This is a genomic window from Bacteroides nordii (assembly GCF_019930665.1).
Lineage (GTDB): Bacteria > Bacteroidota > Bacteroidia > Bacteroidales > Bacteroidaceae > Bacteroides > Bacteroides nordii.
Map to the genome: position 1 here is coordinate 690,144 of NZ_CP082886.1, position 15,490 is coordinate 705,633.

Below are 15,490 nucleotides of genomic sequence, written 5' to 3' on the forward strand. Positions count from 1 at the left end.
TCGCCTTTTTGTTTTTTTTACTTCTTTTTTCTTTCTCTCTTGTAGTTCTTGTTTACTCATTGTTTTTACTTTTAATTTTGAATACATTAAAAAAGTTTAAAACTGCGAAAGTAACTGTTTTTTTCATTCTTGTATGAATGGTTCAAGAAGTAAAAAGTGCTTTATAGTCTGTTTTCTCTGTTTAATATATTGGTAATTAACCGGATATATGTTTAAATAAAAAGTGTTTCAATAGACGTTCGTTTAATTGAACGCAAAGATATAGTGTATTTTTAGAATGACAAAATGTTTAATAAAAAAAATAATAATATATTTGATGTACTATCTTTAATGTCTTGATAATTAGAAATCTATTCTATCCTGTTATTTCAGTTTTTATCTGTATAGTTTTGCTTTGTTTCCCTTCTATAATAAGGTGTAATAAAGGTGTTCAATTAAACGAACGTCTATTGAAACACTTTTTGCTTTCAGTTGACTCGTTTATAGCATTTTATCTGTCAGTTAATGAACAACTACAGAAAACGATCAGGAAAGAGAGATGCAAATATTGCTGTATATTACATGAATGCGTCGCAAATGATTGAATATCAATAGTATATAAGATATTCAAAGCCCCGAAAGAACACCCTTTTTTGAACTAATCATAGAAAAATGGAAGCGGATAAAGAGACCGAAGTCTGGTATGCCATGCGTGCCACCTACCGTAGAGAGCCTGATGCCATGCGACTGTTTGCGAAGGAACATATCGACTATTTCGTTCCCATGCAATATAAAATAAGCATCAAAAACGGGAAAAAAGTCCGTGTCCTGGTTCCCGTCATCTACAATCTGATTTTTGTTCATGCCTGTCCTTCCGAAGTGAAACGTGTCAAGTCCATGGTCTCTTATTTGCAGTATATCACCGATACCCGAAGCGGTCAGAAGATCATCATTCCCGACAATGAGATGCAACGTTTCATTGCCGTGGCTGGTACTTATCATGAGCAGCTCCTTTACTTCCGTCCTGATGAATTGAATTTGTCCAAAGGCACTAAAGTCCGTGTCACGGGTGGTGACTTCGAGGGTCAGGAAGGCATTTTTCTGAAAGTGAAGGGTGCCCGTGACCGTCGTCTGGTCATAAAAATCCAGGGTGTCATCGCCGTTGCCATGGCGTCCATGCATCCGGATCTGATAGAAGTAATTAAATAATTCAAATTCCTTAAATAGTATGACTCTTTCCGAAGAAGCCGCCTCTCTTCAGCGCGCTGCGCATGAACTGATGTATTTGGGTATGGACGATAGTCCCATCTATAGTGATGATTTGTCCCGTCGTAACAGTGAGGTTTACCGTTTGACCACCGCCTTGTATGACTCCGGTGCCAAAGGCTCCACCCTTGAAGAACAGGCCCATGTCTGCTTGGCTCTCCTGATGGGTTACAATGCCTCTTTCATCGATTACGGTGAAAAGCAGCAACACATTCAGGAAGTTCTGGACCGTTGTTGGGATCTTCTTGATGCCCTTCCCGCTTCCTTATTGAAACTCCGTCTGCTAACCGTCTGCTATGGTGAAGTGTTCGATGAGCCTTTGGCGGATGAAGCCCGTGCCATTATCGCGTCTTGGGATTCCGCGTCGCTCACTCGTGAGCAGCAGGAAGCTATCACAGAATTTCAGAATGTGGTGGACAATCCGTATCCCTGGGAATATATTGACGAATGAGATAGACGAATGGCCGGGTAAGCAGAGTGACTTTCACGCAGTCATCTATTTTTTTTAAAGCATAGAATCATTATGTATTTATCATACTTTTTTATAACAATTCTTTCATGAAATCGTACAGGGGTATCGGGGTTGCGAGAATCTACTACCGATGACCATCGGAATAAATACTAATAATTTTTAAAACAAAGTTCTGCTTTCGACAAACTTTATAGGAAAGCTACCAGTAGGTGACTTTCTGTAGGGGGATGCCTTAATTGGACGCTAACAATAATGTTTCGCATTGATTCTCTAATAATATAGATATAATTATGGCCCAGAATATAAAAAAAATCACTTCTTTTTTATTTCTTTTAAGGGTATTTAAAATGTCGTTATCCGTAGTGGTCTTAATAGTCTCAGCTAAATATTTTGGAGTGAACTTAGATCGTGATATCTGGATATTAGCTTCTACTTTTTTGTTGACAACAAGCGCTGCTATCTGGGGACCTATAAATGAAACATTCAGAACTAAATTCATTTTTATACGGGAAGAAGAAGGTGAAGAAAAAGCCATTCTTAAAACAAGCAGTTTAGTTGGTTTTGTTATTGTAGCAACTACAATTGTATGTATTCTAATCTGCTATTTTTCAAAAGATATTGCAGTTTTTATGATTAATAAAAATTCTTCAAAAGAAAGTATATCATTATTTATTTCACTTCTGTTATTACTATTACCAACCCTTTTTATTAATCAATTAACAGCATTAGGCATCAGTATCTTAAATGCATATAATGTTTACTATATTCCAGAGATATTTGGAGTTTTTAGTGGTATTTTCAATATACTATCGATTGTATTATTAACATCTTCTATTGGTATTTATTCACTGCTTATCTCCCAATATGTTAGTGTCATCATACTGCTATTTGCTGTATTGTATTATATAAGAAAAAAGAACTTATATATTTGGAGATATTGTTTTCCTGTCAAATTGCATTCAATGAAACCTTTCTTATTATACTCTTTACCTTTTTTCTTTCCTTATGTAGCAGGTCAATGTAATATATTAACTGAAAAATGGATTGCCAGCCAATTGGGTGCCGGGAATGTTTCATCATTAGATTATGCAAGGCAATTTACAGCATTGCTTCAGGGAGTATTGAGTAGTGTGCTGACAACTGTAATGATACCCATGCTGTCCAAAGCTTATATAAAGAAAGAAAAAATGATATTTGAAAGCATATTAAATGAAAATGTTCAAGTTTGCTTTATTATAGCAAGTTTAGCTTTACCATTAATGTTGGGCGGAGCGGTTCCATTGTCACATTTCTTTTTTGAACGGGGAACTATTTCTTCTGATTCTGTTAGTCAGATAACAGAGCTTATGAGTTTATACTCTTTATCCTTTTTGGGAGTAATCCTCTATCTTCTTTTCGGTCTTTCTCTTTTAGCATCCAATAAAGCAAAACAGTATGCTTTCTGGGGAGTGATTGCTCAAATAATAATTTTAATTTTAAATTTGTCTCTTTATCACTTATTTTCTATCTACATATTCCCGTTTTCATTAGGAGCAACTCATCTTCTTTCTGCTGTCATTATGTTATTTATGCTAAAATTAGAGCATAAATGGAAGTTATGCGTAAAAATAATCATATATATAGTTATTATTTTTTTATTGTCTGCTGTTTTATTTGCTTTTAATAGTATAGTAAAAATAGACAACAATGTCGTTCAGCTATTTTTCAATATACTTCTTCTATTACTTCTATTTCCTATTATATTACGAGGATTTGGGATTAATATATTCAATTATTTATCCATACATAAATCTAAAAACAAACTATGAAAACAATAAAAATTAAATTTGTTGATTTTTGGCCAGACTTTGATATTTATGATAATTTTATTACCAAATCAATACATCTGCACTACAATCTTGTTTTTTCTGAAACTCCTGATTATTTATTTTTTTCCTGCTTTGGATCATTACATTTGAAATACGACTGTGTGAAAATCTATTTTATAGGTGAGAATATTGTTCCTGATTTTAATATTTGTGATTATGCCATAGGTTTTAATTTTATAGAATTTGGAGACAGATATTTACGGCTACCTTTATATGTCACTTATGAAGGATTTTCTCAATTAAAGAATAAAATGATACAAGAAACTGAAGTGTTGAATAGAAAGTTTTGCAATATAGTAGTTTCTAATGCCTCTACCGCTACCCCCATAAGAGAACGTTTTTTTCGGTTACTTTCTAATTACAAGCCTGTAGATTCCGGTGGTAGAGCCTGGAATAATATTGGGGGGGCCGGTTACTGATAAAATATCTTTTTTAAAAGAATATAAATTTAATATTGCTTTTGAAAATAGTAGTGTGCAGGGATATACAACAGAAAAGATAATGGAACCTATGCGTGTGAACTCTGTTCCAATTTATTGGGGAAATTCTTTAATTGGACGTGATTTTAATGAAAACTCATTTATAAATGCACATAACTTCAAATCTTTAGAGGAATTAGTAGAATATATAATTTACATTGATTCTTCAGAAACAGAATATCTTAAAATATTACATCAACCATGGTTTACGGATAATAATTATTTAGATTGGGAAAATCGGTTGTTTCTTTTCTTGAATACTATAATTGAAAAACCAATAAGTGAAGCTAAATACATCATAGATTTCGGAGCTTCAAGAAATTATTTGAAGAAAATGATATTTTTCAATAAGAAAGACTCTTATTTCAATCTAATTGCTATGTATGGTAAATACAATAGATTTAAAGCACACATAATGAATTTGAGAAAATGAAAAATGAATCATTAATTGGCATTATTCACCTATAGAAATTATAATGAAAGTATCTTTGATTATTCCAATATATAATGTCGCTGCCTATATTGAACGGTGTCTTTTGTCTGTCTTAAACCAGACATATGCTGATATCGAATGTGTTTTGATAAATGATTCGACACCGGATAATTCAATGGAAATTGCAGAACGATTAATTAAAGGATATTTGGGACAGAAAATAATTAAGATAGTCCATCATGAGGTAAATAAAGGTTTATCTGAAGCAAGAAATACGGGTATCCGCCATGCGACGGGAGAGTATGTATACTTTTTAGATAGCGATGATGCTATCACAGAAGATTGCATTGAAAGAATGGCAAGTTTGGCTGAGCATTATACTCCCGATTTTGTCATTGGGCATGTAATGGAATATGGTGACCACGACACTGAAGTAATAGTTTCTGTTATCGGAGATTTTGTTGATTCTAATGCACAAATTGCCAGATTATATTCAAGCCATCGTTGGAATATGATGGCTTGTAACAAATTGATAAACAGATGTTTTTTATTAAAACATAATTTGTTTTTCTTCCCAAATATCTATCATGAAGATGAATTATGGTCCTTTCAGTTGGCTGCTTATGCTTGCAAAATGTCTATATGCCATGCTATTACCTATCTTTATTTTCGTAGACCGGATTCTATAATGAAAATAAGATCATGCAAACATTTTGAAGACATGTTTAAAATAGTAGAGCAATGTAATCTGTTGATTGATACAGGTTGCGTTACGGAGAAGTTATATCCCCAAATAAAAACATTGTACTGGGCTACTCTGAATGAATTATACAAAATAAACCATTCCACCCGATATAAGAAATCTTTGATAAAAAAATTAAAATCGTCTATAAACAGAAATGTAAAATACTCTATCTGCATTTATAATTTAAAAGACATAATAAAATATTTCGCAGTATTGTTTCCACCCTCTATCGCTTTATTTATGTGTAAGTTGACACAAAAGCATAAATAAAATCAACATAAAATGAAATATCAATAAAATGTTAAGTGACGAACTGTTGTTTATTAAGGTATTCTATGAAGTATTGTGGGTAATATTATTGTTCCAAATAATCATTTCATTTTGCCAACATTCGGCACTTCATCTAAAAATTCATATATGGAACAATTTCTTTTCTGTTATATTAATAGTATATGCTTCTTTTTACTTGGGTACCCGGGAGGCAATAGCCCATACAGACACCGGTGTTTATATAGAGTATTATAATTATCTGACTACTTCGTTTGACTTTTGGAATTATGGCGAGCCAATCTTTTATTTTCTTATGGCACTGTTTGCCCACTACTTTCCTGTAGAGTATTTTTTTACATTTTGTGCATTTGTATATATAGGTGGTGCTTATATTTGCATGAAACGTTTTTTTTCTTCTTCTGCTATATATAGTTTATTATTGTTTTTTATAAGTCCATTTTTCTTTTTGTATGGAATAAACGGAATACGAAACGGATTTGCAGCATCCCTTTTTTTACTTTCATTATATTGGCTGAACAGAAATAATAAGAAAATGTATACTTTAATGATTGCAGCTTCATTGTGTCATTATTCTATGTTTATAGTATTACTTGTTTTCATATTGTCTAAATACATAAAATCAAATTTTGCTTTATTATGTATCTGGGGAGGAGTTTTATTACTCTATCTTATCAATATTAGGTTTAGTTCTTTTTTAGGAGGAATATTTAATATAAACGAATCTGCAGAAAATTATTTGATGACTAAATCAGATGATCCATCTGCATCTTTAATGAATTTCTTTACATATAGTGCTTCTCCTGTTTTTCTTTCTTGTTTTTTCATATATGTAAAGAAATACAAAGATACGATATATCTTAGATTATTAAACATGTATATCATTTTGAATATATTCTATATTCTGGTTATGGATATTCAATTTGCTGTACGTTTTTCTTATTTATCGGGATTTCTTATGCCAATTGTCCTCGTATATCCTTTAATAAAAGTACGTATTATACCGCTACGCCTTTGGATTTTATCATTGTTTCTTGCTGGTATCTTTTTGATTAAATCATCTAAAATTTTATTTTAAAAATGCTTATAACAGTTTTTACCCCTACTTACAATCGTGCTTATATTATAAAGCAATTATATGATAGTTTGTGCAGACAGACAAGCCAGGATTTTGAATGGCTGATAGTAGATGACGGAAGTGCTGATAATACAAAAGAGCTTGTTTCTTCTTTTATTTCAGAAGGTAAAATATCTATTCGATATTTCTGGCAAGAGAATGGAGGTAAACATTCTGCCATTAATTTAGGCGTTAATGAAGCTAAAAGTGCTTGGTTTTTTATAGTTGATAGTGATGATTATGTTACAAATGATGCCATTGAAAAAATAAAGGAAGAGTGTAAGGCAATAGAATATGATGACCGTTTTTGCGGAATTTCAGGGCGAAGACAAAGGCCTGATGGTAGTATAATTGGAAACAAGCAGGCAAATGGTATTATAGATGCTACTTCTTTAGATTTTTTTCATATAACTAATTCAAAAAGTTATGACCGTGTAGATATTTATAAAACTGCTATCCTAAAAAAATATCCATTTCCTATTGTTGAGGGTGAGAATTTTGTAGCGGAAAGTATCGTTTGGAATAGACTTTCCAATGATGGATATCTACTTCGTTTTGTAAATGAAGTTTATGTAGTTTGTGAGTATAGAGAAGATGGGCTTTCTAAAGTGAGTGTACGCAATAGACATAAATGCCCAACTTTAACGACATTACTTTATTCGGAATTGGTCGTTAGCAAGATACCTTTTAAATACCGTTTTAAAGCTTTAGTCAATTATTGGCGTTTTTCTTTTTCAAAAAAGGAAAGAAGAGAACGAATAGAAAAAGTCTCTATATTATTGAGTATTGTAGCATTTCTTTTAGGATATATATTATATCGAAAGGATAAGTGGTATTTTTTATAAATCTCTGCTGTTAATTCTGGAATTTCATAATGTATCATATGATCATGATATAATGATATATGAATTCAAAAAATGATTGGGTACATTAACATTCTATTGTTTAAAATTCTTTTCTGTAATCAATAAAATACACAAGTAATGAAAATTCTTCAGGTTATAAATGCTTTAGGAGCTGGTGGGGCTGAAAAGCTTGTTGTTGAACTTTCTCAAAAGTTGAGACTTAAAGGTCACCAATTAGATGTATTGGTTGTAAATGAAAAAGATGATAAATGCAGAAATTATTTATCTGCATATTCTATAAACATCTACTCGTTAAATATTAGTAACTTTTATAATCCAATTTGCATTTTGAAGATTATTAAGTATTTGAAAATGTACGATATAATACATGTTCATTTATTTCCGATGCAATACTGGGTGGCTTTTGCAAGTTTTTTTTCAAGAAAAACTTGTTTAGTCACAACAGAACATTGTACAACAAATAGCCGTAGGGATATCTCTGTTTTAAAATCTTTCGATCAAATTGTATATAAACAGTATAAAAAGATTATTTGTGTTTCTGAAAAAACAAAAGAAAGTATCTCTTCTTATTTAAAAAATAAAAGTAACCAGTTTATTACTATTAACAATGGGATAGATATAGATCGAATAAATAAAGCTGTAATGTATACGAACTCTGAGCTCATCAATGTGGCTGTACCTGTAAAGGTAATAATGATGGTAGCTTTATTCCGAAAACAAAAGGATCAGGATACATTGATTAAAGCTATTGCAAAGTTAGATTCAAACATACATTTAGTCTTGGTTGGCGATGGTGAACGTCGGGATATTTTAAAACAATTGGCTATTGATTCCGGTGCTGCTAATAGAATCCATTTTTTAGGTCTAAGAAATGATGTTCCTTCCGTTATAAAGTGTGCTGATATCGTTGTATTATCTTCACATTGGGAAGGATTTGGTTTAGCCGTTGTGGAAGGTATGGCGGCAGGTAAACCTGTGATAGCTTCTGATGTACCCGGCTTGGCCGAAGTTGTAGAAGGAGCGGGGCTTTTGTTTGAAGAAGGAAATGTGGATGAATTAAAGAATTCGATCTCAAAATTACTGAATGACGAAGATTATTATAAAGAGATTTCTCAAAAATGTATAGAACGTGCTAATTTGTATACAATAAACGATATGGTAGATTCATATGAGAAAGTCTATTACAGTGTGATAAAAAATAGAAATTACTAATGTGTGCAATATCCGGTATAATAAACTTCCACAAGCCAGTCTTAAAGGAAGAACTTCAGGCTATCTCAAACCGAATGTATTTACGTGGTCCTGACGAAAGCAATGTCTTTATTGATAATAATATAGGCTTAGCGCATCGTCGTTTGTCTGTCATTGACTTGGAAACGGGGCAGCAACCCATGAAAATATGCGATGACACTATTATAATTGTTTTCAATGGGGAGATCTATAATTTTCGGGAACTGAAAGCGCAATTACTGAAAAAGGGCTTTACTTTTAAGACGCAGAGTGATACAGAGGTTGTGGCCGTTGCTTACAAAGCCTATGGGATTGATAAATGTCTTCAATTACTGGAAGGTATGTTCGCTTTTGCTTTATATGATAAACAGAAAAATTTAGTATACATAGCTCGTGATCGATTTGGGGAGAAGCCATTATATTATGCACGTAACAGTGATTCTTTTATATTCGCGTCTGAACTGAAAGCTTTTGCACCAAACCTATCAAAATATGCAATAGATAAAAAAGCATTAAATTATTTTCTGGCATTATCTTATATACCTGCTCCTTATACTATATACGAAGGGATCAGTAAATTGTGTCCGGGTACCTATATCACTATATCCAGAGATAAGAATATCGAGTTTACACCATTTTACCAACTATCATCGGTGTTCACACAGCAAACGGAACTTTCATTTGAAACCGCTAAAAAGGAACTGTATAGTCGGCTCACAGAATCAGTCAAAAAGCGCATGGTTGCTGATGTACCTATGGGTGCTTTTTTAAGCGGTGGTATTGACTCAAGTATCATCTGCAGTATTATGAGTAAATTGTCTGATACTCCTATTAATACTTTTTCTATCGGTTTTAAGGAAAAAGACTATGATGAGAGTTATCGTGCCCGGATTGTTGCTAAGGCAATAGGTGCCAATCATACAGAGTATATATTGGATTATAAAGATGTGCTTAATGTATTGGATGATATCATATTGTATTATGATGAGCCTTTTGGAGATTCTTCTGCTATCCCCTCTTATTATGTTGCAAAATTGGCACGAGAGAAAGTGAAAGTTGTATTGACTGGTGATTGTGCCGACGAACTATTTGGAGGGTATGAAAAGTATTTAGGGCAATATTATGTAGAAAGATATAGAAGGACACCGTCTGTTTTGAGAGTACTGTTTGAAAAGACAATAGAAGTGATTCCGCAACATTCCCGAATCAATGTATTTTTAAGAAAAGCTAAGAAAGTTATACGTAATACCAAGTGTACGGAATTCGATTTGTACTATAATTTAATGTGCCTTGGATTTGAAGACGAATCCCGAAAAAAATTGCTAGTAGAGGGGGGCTATCAGGATGTTAGGCAAGAGATATATAGTCAATTCCAAAGGGGGGACAAACTGTCTTATTTACAAAAAGAACAATATTGTGATATAAAATATGTATTGGAAGGGGATATGTTCCCTAAAGTAGATCGCGCCTGTATGCATGCTTCCTTAGAGAATCGCGCTCCTTTTATTGACTCGGAAATAGTAAATTTAGCTTTGAATTTACCTGATTATTTCAAAATTCAAGGAAATAATAAAAAATATATTTTAAAAGAAACATTCAAAGATTTACTTCCACCCAATACTTTACATTTTTCCAAAAAAGGATTTAGTGTACCAATAGATTATTGGTTCCGTAATGAGTTAAAAGAAGAATTGAGTACGCTTCTGAACGAGACATTCATTCGTCAGCAAGGTTTATTTAATTATGAGTATGTCTCAAAACTATTGGATGCACATTTGAATAATAAAGAAAACAATAAAGGACAATTGTGGAATTTGTTTGTCTTTCAAAAGTGGTATATCTCTAAAATAAATTTATAATATATGAGAGTATTAGTAACAGGTGGTGCCGGTTTTATCGGCTCTAACCTTTGTGAGTATTTACTTGCTCAAAACTACAATGTTGTTTGCCTGGATAACTTTTCAACAGGTAAAATTGAAAATTTATTTCCTCTATTGAATCAATATCCTCAAACTTTTAAATTGCAGGTTGGTGATATTCGTAATTTATTAGATTGCCAAAAGGCTGTGAAGGGTGTTGACTTTGTATTGCACGAGGCAGCCCTGGGATCTGTCCCACGTTCTATAAAGGATCCGGTTACAACGAATGAAGTTAATATTGGAGGCTTCCTGAATATGCTGGTTGCAGCAAGAGATGCAGGAGTGAAACGTTTCATGTATGCTGCCAGTTCTTCTACTTACGGGGATAGTAAATCTTTGCCTAAAGTGGAAGATGTGATAGGTAAACCCTTATCACCTTATGCAATTACAAAGTATGTAAACGAGTTATACGCAGACGTATTTGCTAAAACATATGGTATGGAAACAATTGGTTTGCGCTATTTCAACGTATTCGGTCGTCGGCAGGATCCTTTTGGAGCTTATGCAGCAGTGATTCCTCTGTTCGTGAAAAAACTGATGGCACACGAAAGGCCTGTAATCAATGGAGATGGAGAGTATAGTCGTGACTTCACTTACATTGATAATGTAATCCGGATGAATATGCTGGCTATGACTACGAACAATCCGGATGCAGTGAATCAGGTGTATAACACAGCTTATGGAGAACGTACTACTTTAAACCAACTGGTTGGTTATCTGAAAGAATTCTTAAGTGAGTTTGACCCGGAAATAGCCAAGGTAGAAATCGTTCATGGTCCTAATCGGCTGGGTGATATTCCTCATTCTCTTGCCTGTATCAATAAAGCTAAAACGCTTTTAGGCTACATTCCGAAATACAATATGCGTGAAGGATTAAAAGAAGCCGTGAAATGGTATTGGAATAATATCTGATTTTGTCTCTCTAATTTTATACAATTCATTTTTTTAATTATCAATTGACATGTGTGAAACTAAAATTTGCGTAATCGGTCTCGGTTATGTAGGACTTCCTTTGGCTCGTTTGTTTTCAACAAAATATAAGACTGTCGGTTTTGATATGAACCGGGTCCGTGTGGATGCTTTAATGGCAGGACATGATGCTACGCTTGAAGTTTCGGATGAGTTACTGCAATCTGCTATTCGGAATGGCTTTAAATGTACTGCCAACATAGGTGATATCCGTGATTGTAATTTCTATGTGATCGCAGTGCCTACTCCGGTGGATGAGAATCATAATCCGGATCTGACTCCTTTGTATGGTGCTAGTACTACAGTAGGTAAAGTAATCTCAAAAGGAGATATTGTTGTTTACGAGTCCACTGTTTATCCGGGAGTGACGGAAGATGAATGTATTCCGGTTGTAGAGAAAGTTTCCGGCTTAAAGTATAATGTGGATTTCTTTGCCGGTTATTCTCCTGAGAGAATTAATCCTGGTGATAAACTTCACACGGTAGAGAAGATAAAAAAGGTTACTTCCGGCTCTACACCAGAGATTGCCCGGAAGATTGATGAAGTATATTCCTCTGTAATAGTTGCCGGCACTCATTTAGCTCCTACTATAAAAGTGGCTGAAGCAGCCAAAGTGATTGAAAACTCTCAGCGTGATATTAACATTGCTTTTGTGAATGAACTCTCAAAGATTTTCACGCGCATGGGGATTGATACGCAGGATGTACTGGAAGCTGCCGGTACGAAGTGGAACTTCTTACCCTTTAAACCAGGACTTGTAGGGGGGCATTGTATTGGAGTGGATCCTTATTATCTGGCTCAATGTGCACAACGTTATGGATACAATCCTGAGATCATTCTTGCGGGTCGACGGATGAATGACGGTATGGGTGAATATGTTGCCAGTCAAGTGGTGAAGAGGATGTTAAAAAAAGGAATACAGGTTTTGAATTCTAATATCCTAATACTTGGTTTCACGTTCAAAGAAAATTGTCCGGATGTGCGTAATACAAAGGTGATCGATATTGTGCATACTCTGAAAGAGTACAATCTTAATATTTCAATATATGATCCATGGGTCAATCCAATTATTGTTCATAAAGAATATAATCTTGAAGTTACAAATATCCAACCAAAAGGACATTTTGATGCTATAATAATGGCAGTCTCTCACAAAATATTTAGAGATATAAATCTACATTCTATGGTAAATGACAAATATGTAATTTTTGATGTAAAAGGAATATTAAATAGAAATAATATAGATGCCAGGCTTTGATAATGTATAAATATATAAAACGTATCTTGGATGTGACAACAGCAGTTTTAGGGCTCATTTTAGCATTCCCGATTCTTCTGATTGTTTCAGTTTTAATAAAAGTAGAAAGCCGCGGAGACGTTATTTTCAAACAAGAACGCTTAGGCTTACATGGTAAGGTTTTCAAAATCTATAAATTCCGTTCTATGCGTGTAGGAGCGGAAAAAGAAGGAAGCGGAGTGTATTCTTTTAAAGGTGACTCCAGAGTAACAGTAGTAGGTCGGGTTATTCGAGCTACCAGCATTGACGAACTTCCTCAGTTTATAAATGTGATAAAGGGAGATATGTCAATAGTAGGGCCACGTCCTGTTTTAACTTATCATCCATGGACTATTGACAAGTATACAGAGGAACAATTGCACATGTTTGATGTACGACCGGGTATTACCGGTTGGGCTCAAGTGAATGGACGTAAATCTGTTGAATGGCCACGTCGTATTGAATTAAATCTGGAGTATGTTCGCAAAATTTCATTAATATTTGATTTGAAGATTATCGCATTGACTGTTTTAAAAGTACTTCTGATAACTGATAACAATAATGTTTCAAAAACAAAGAAGTAAGATAAGCCTTTTCCCTTTATGAAAAAGAACTTTGTTTTAATCTCTCCTAAAAATCGAACTGTCTACAATTTTCGAGGTGATCTGATACGCTCAATTATAGAAAGGGGATATGATGTATTAGTTGTTGGTCCCAATCGGGAAAATATTGATAAAATATTAAAGCTTGGAGTGAAATTTGTAGAAATACCAATGCATAAAAACGGAATTAATCCGATAGCTGATTTAAAATACTTATGGCGCTTGACAAAAGTTTTGTCTTCAGAACAAGCAGATGTTACATTAGGATACACAATAAAGCCTGTGATCTATGGTGCTATTGCAGCTAAAATCGCAGGGGTTAAATCAATAAATTCAATGATAACCGGTGCCGGTTATCTCTTTATTTCCGAATCTGGGAAAGCGAAAATCCTGAAAAGAATTGGATCAATCCTTTATAAGATGGGATTGAGATGTACAGATCATGTTCTTTTTCAGAATAAAGACGATCTCAATGAGTTTGTAGAACATCATCTTGTCGCAAAAGATAAATGTTACCTGGTAAACGGTTCCGGTGTAAACATGAAACATTTTTATAGAACACCTTTACCTGATAAAATCACATTTTTCATGTTGTCCCGTGTGATGGTAAGTAAGGGTATCCGTGAGTATTTATCGGCTGCATACATAGTTAAAGCTAAGTATCCGGATGTCCGTTTTATGCTACTTGGAGCTATTGAGAAGCTACAGGATTCACTACCCGCAAATGAGTTACAACCTTATATTAATAAGGGAATAATTGAATATTTTGAGGAAACGACGGATGTACGAGAGTATATTACTCAGTGCTCGGTCTTTGTACTCCCATCGTATCGGGAAGGAACTCCTCGCACGGTTTTAGAGGCAATGTCTATGGGACGTGCTATTATAACAAGTGATGCTCCTGGATGTCGTGAGACCGTCAAAAATGGAGAAAATGGTTTTCTCATAGAAGTACGGAATGTTAATAGTTTAGTTCAGAAAATGATATGGATGATTGAACATTCTGCTCAATTAGAAAAGATGGGTAATAATGGTTATTTGTACTGTAAAGAGCGCTTTGAAGTATCTAAAGTGAATATTGAAATGCATAGGATAATGGGAATAGATAAACTTTGAAAATATTTACGATGACTAATCATATTTCCAAAACGATATAAGGATAAATGGCATGCTAACATTAATGTATATAACCAATAATCCTGTTGTAGCACAGATTGCAGAAGAAGCTGGTGTAGATCGTATTTTTGTAGATCTTGAAACAATAGGGAAAAAAGAAAGGCAAGGTGGTATGGACACTGTACAGTCTCATCATACGTTGGAGGATGTAGCAAGTGTACGTCAGGCTATTTCTTCAGCAGAGTTGCTGGTACGTTCAAATCCAATTCATCCGGAGTCTCCAAAGGAGATAGATACTATAATAAAGAATGGAGCGAATGTAGTAATGCTCCCCTATTTCAAAAGTGCTAATGAAGTCGTCCGGTTTATAGATTATGTGGATGGACGCGCTAAGACTTGCCTATTGGTGGAAACAGCAGAAGCTGTAGACAAAATAGATGGTATTCTTGCTCTGGATGGTATAGACGAAGTATATATCGGTTTGAATGATCTGCATTTGGCCTATCATAAGAAGTTCATGTTTGAGTTACTGACAGATGGAACAGTAGAGAATTTACGTAATAAGATTTTGGCAAAAGATATTCCTTATGGATTTGGAGGAGTGGCGCGTGTCGGTATGGGAGCTTTGCCAGCCGAATCGATTATTAAAGAACATTATCGCCTGGATTCTACCCGGGCCATTCTTTCACGAAGTTTTTGTAATACAGATGTTGTTACGAATCCTGATGAAATAAAAAAAGTGTTTATGTCCGGGGTAAAAGAGATCAGAGATCTGGAATGTGAAATCAGGATGCATAAAGAGTACTTTAGTAAAAATAGGCAGGATGTTGAACGAATAATTTTAGAATTGACAGATTATTGATAT

Annotated in this window: 15 protein-coding genes; all 15 read left to right on the top strand. The window is 34.0% G+C overall.

From position 1 onward, the window contains the following. The first annotated feature begins 651 nt into the window (after positions 1 to 651). The 15 genes from K8P02_RS02620 (at position 652) to K8P02_RS02690 (ending at position 15,487) form a co-directional block, all read left to right on the top strand. On the top strand, positions 652 to 1,188 hold the full coding sequence (locus tag K8P02_RS02620) for a UpxY family transcription antiterminator (protein ID WP_223381944.1): 537 nt from the start codon (positions 652 to 654) through the stop codon (positions 1,186 to 1,188). A 19-nt stretch (positions 1,189 to 1,207) separates the two neighbouring features. Then, entirely contained in the window at positions 1,208 to 1,696 is a 489-nt protein-coding gene (locus tag K8P02_RS02625) for a UpxZ family transcription anti-terminator antagonist (RefSeq protein ID WP_025867870.1), read from the top strand. A gap of 311 nt (positions 1,697 to 2,007) precedes the next feature. Further along, entirely contained in the window at positions 2,008 to 3,525 is a 1,518-nt protein-coding gene (locus K8P02_RS02630; RefSeq protein ID WP_025867871.1) for a lipid II flippase MurJ, read from the top strand. Beyond that, positions 3,522 to 4,004: a hypothetical protein gene (locus K8P02_RS02635; protein ID WP_223381946.1), complete on the top strand. Its 483-nt coding sequence runs from the start codon at positions 3,522 to 3,524 to the stop codon at positions 4,002 to 4,004. The genes K8P02_RS02630 and K8P02_RS02635 overlap by 4 nt, the downstream gene beginning before the upstream one ends. Continuing rightward, positions 3,964 to 4,497: a glycosyltransferase family 10 domain-containing protein gene (locus K8P02_RS02640; RefSeq protein WP_223381948.1), complete on the top strand. Its 534-nt coding sequence runs from the start codon at positions 3,964 to 3,966 to the stop codon at positions 4,495 to 4,497. The genes K8P02_RS02635 and K8P02_RS02640 overlap by 41 nt, the downstream gene beginning before the upstream one ends. 43 nt (positions 4,498 to 4,540) lie before the next feature. After that, positions 4,541 to 5,512 carry a glycosyltransferase family 2 protein gene (locus K8P02_RS02645; RefSeq protein ID WP_025867872.1) on the top strand — a complete coding sequence of 324 codons (972 nt, stop codon included), beginning with the start codon at positions 4,541 to 4,543 and terminating at the stop codon, positions 5,510 to 5,512. Positions 5,513 to 5,540: 28 nt separating this feature from the next. Continuing rightward, positions 5,541 to 6,608 carry an EpsG family protein gene (locus tag K8P02_RS02650; protein ID WP_223381950.1) on the top strand — a complete coding sequence of 356 codons (1,068 nt, stop codon included), beginning with the start codon at positions 5,541 to 5,543 and terminating at the stop codon, positions 6,606 to 6,608. A gap of 2 nt (positions 6,609 to 6,610) precedes the next feature. Continuing rightward, the gene (locus K8P02_RS02655) at positions 6,611 to 7,492 is read left to right on the top strand and encodes a glycosyltransferase family 2 protein (RefSeq protein ID WP_223381952.1); all 882 of its coding nucleotides are present in this window, start codon (positions 6,611 to 6,613) and stop codon (positions 7,490 to 7,492) included. Between the two features lie 138 nt (positions 7,493 to 7,630). Further along, entirely contained in the window at positions 7,631 to 8,725 is a 1,095-nt protein-coding gene (locus K8P02_RS02660) for a glycosyltransferase (protein WP_025867875.1), read from the top strand. After that, a complete protein-coding gene (gene asnB, locus K8P02_RS02665) occupies positions 8,725 to 10,602 on the top strand; it encodes an asparagine synthase (glutamine-hydrolyzing) (protein WP_223381954.1) in 1,878 nt (625 codons plus the stop codon). The genes K8P02_RS02660 and asnB overlap by 1 nt, the downstream gene beginning before the upstream one ends. Positions 10,603 to 10,605: 3 nt before the next feature. Continuing rightward, the gene (locus K8P02_RS02670; protein WP_025867876.1) at positions 10,606 to 11,574 is read left to right on the top strand and encodes an SDR family oxidoreductase; all 969 of its coding nucleotides are present in this window, start codon (positions 10,606 to 10,608) and stop codon (positions 11,572 to 11,574) included. A gap of 49 nt (positions 11,575 to 11,623) precedes the next feature. Then, the gene (locus K8P02_RS02675; RefSeq protein WP_025867877.1) at positions 11,624 to 12,889 is read left to right on the top strand and encodes a nucleotide sugar dehydrogenase; all 1,266 of its coding nucleotides are present in this window, start codon (positions 11,624 to 11,626) and stop codon (positions 12,887 to 12,889) included. Positions 12,890 to 12,921: 32 nt separating this feature from the next. Beyond that, the gene (locus K8P02_RS02680; RefSeq protein WP_262903080.1) at positions 12,922 to 13,491 is read left to right on the top strand and encodes a sugar transferase; all 570 of its coding nucleotides are present in this window, start codon (positions 12,922 to 12,924) and stop codon (positions 13,489 to 13,491) included. A gap of 18 nt (positions 13,492 to 13,509) precedes the next feature. Next, positions 13,510 to 14,625 carry a glycosyltransferase family 4 protein gene (locus tag K8P02_RS02685; protein WP_025867879.1) on the top strand — a complete coding sequence of 372 codons (1,116 nt, stop codon included), beginning with the start codon at positions 13,510 to 13,512 and terminating at the stop codon, positions 14,623 to 14,625. A 52-nt stretch (positions 14,626 to 14,677) separates the two neighbouring features. After that, on the top strand, positions 14,678 to 15,487 hold the full coding sequence (locus tag K8P02_RS02690) for an aldolase/citrate lyase family protein (RefSeq protein WP_025867880.1): 810 nt from the start codon (positions 14,678 to 14,680) through the stop codon (positions 15,485 to 15,487). Positions 15,488 to 15,490: the final 3 nt, after the last annotated feature.

Bases quoted from the DNA above. Each gene is read 5' to 3' on its own strand.
- K8P02_RS02620 (WP_223381944.1), top strand. From the start codon at position 652: ATGGAAGCGGATAAAGAGACCGAAGTCTGGTATGCCATGCGTGCCACC.
- K8P02_RS02625 (WP_025867870.1), top strand. From the start codon at position 1,208: ATGACTCTTTCCGAAGAAGCCGCCTCTCTTCAGCGCGCTGCGCATGAA.
- K8P02_RS02630 (WP_025867871.1), top strand. From the start codon at position 2,008: ATGGCCCAGAATATAAAAAAAATCACTTCTTTTTTATTTCTTTTAAGG.
- K8P02_RS02635 (WP_223381946.1), top strand. From the start codon at position 3,522: ATGAAAACAATAAAAATTAAATTTGTTGATTTTTGGCCAGACTTTGAT.
- K8P02_RS02645 (WP_025867872.1), top strand. From the start codon at position 4,541: ATGAAAGTATCTTTGATTATTCCAATATATAATGTCGCTGCCTATATT.
- K8P02_RS02650 (WP_223381950.1), top strand. From the start codon at position 5,541: ATGTTAAGTGACGAACTGTTGTTTATTAAGGTATTCTATGAAGTATTG.
- K8P02_RS02655 (WP_223381952.1), top strand. From the start codon at position 6,611: ATGCTTATAACAGTTTTTACCCCTACTTACAATCGTGCTTATATTATA.
- K8P02_RS02660 (WP_025867875.1), top strand. From the start codon at position 7,631: ATGAAAATTCTTCAGGTTATAAATGCTTTAGGAGCTGGTGGGGCTGAA.
- asnB (WP_223381954.1), top strand. From the start codon at position 8,725: ATGTGTGCAATATCCGGTATAATAAACTTCCACAAGCCAGTCTTAAAG.
- K8P02_RS02670 (WP_025867876.1), top strand. From the start codon at position 10,606: ATGAGAGTATTAGTAACAGGTGGTGCCGGTTTTATCGGCTCTAACCTT.
- K8P02_RS02675 (WP_025867877.1), top strand. From the start codon at position 11,624: ATGTGTGAAACTAAAATTTGCGTAATCGGTCTCGGTTATGTAGGACTT.
- K8P02_RS02685 (WP_025867879.1), top strand. From the start codon at position 13,510: ATGAAAAAGAACTTTGTTTTAATCTCTCCTAAAAATCGAACTGTCTAC.
- K8P02_RS02690 (WP_025867880.1), top strand. From the start codon at position 14,678: ATGCTAACATTAATGTATATAACCAATAATCCTGTTGTAGCACAGATT.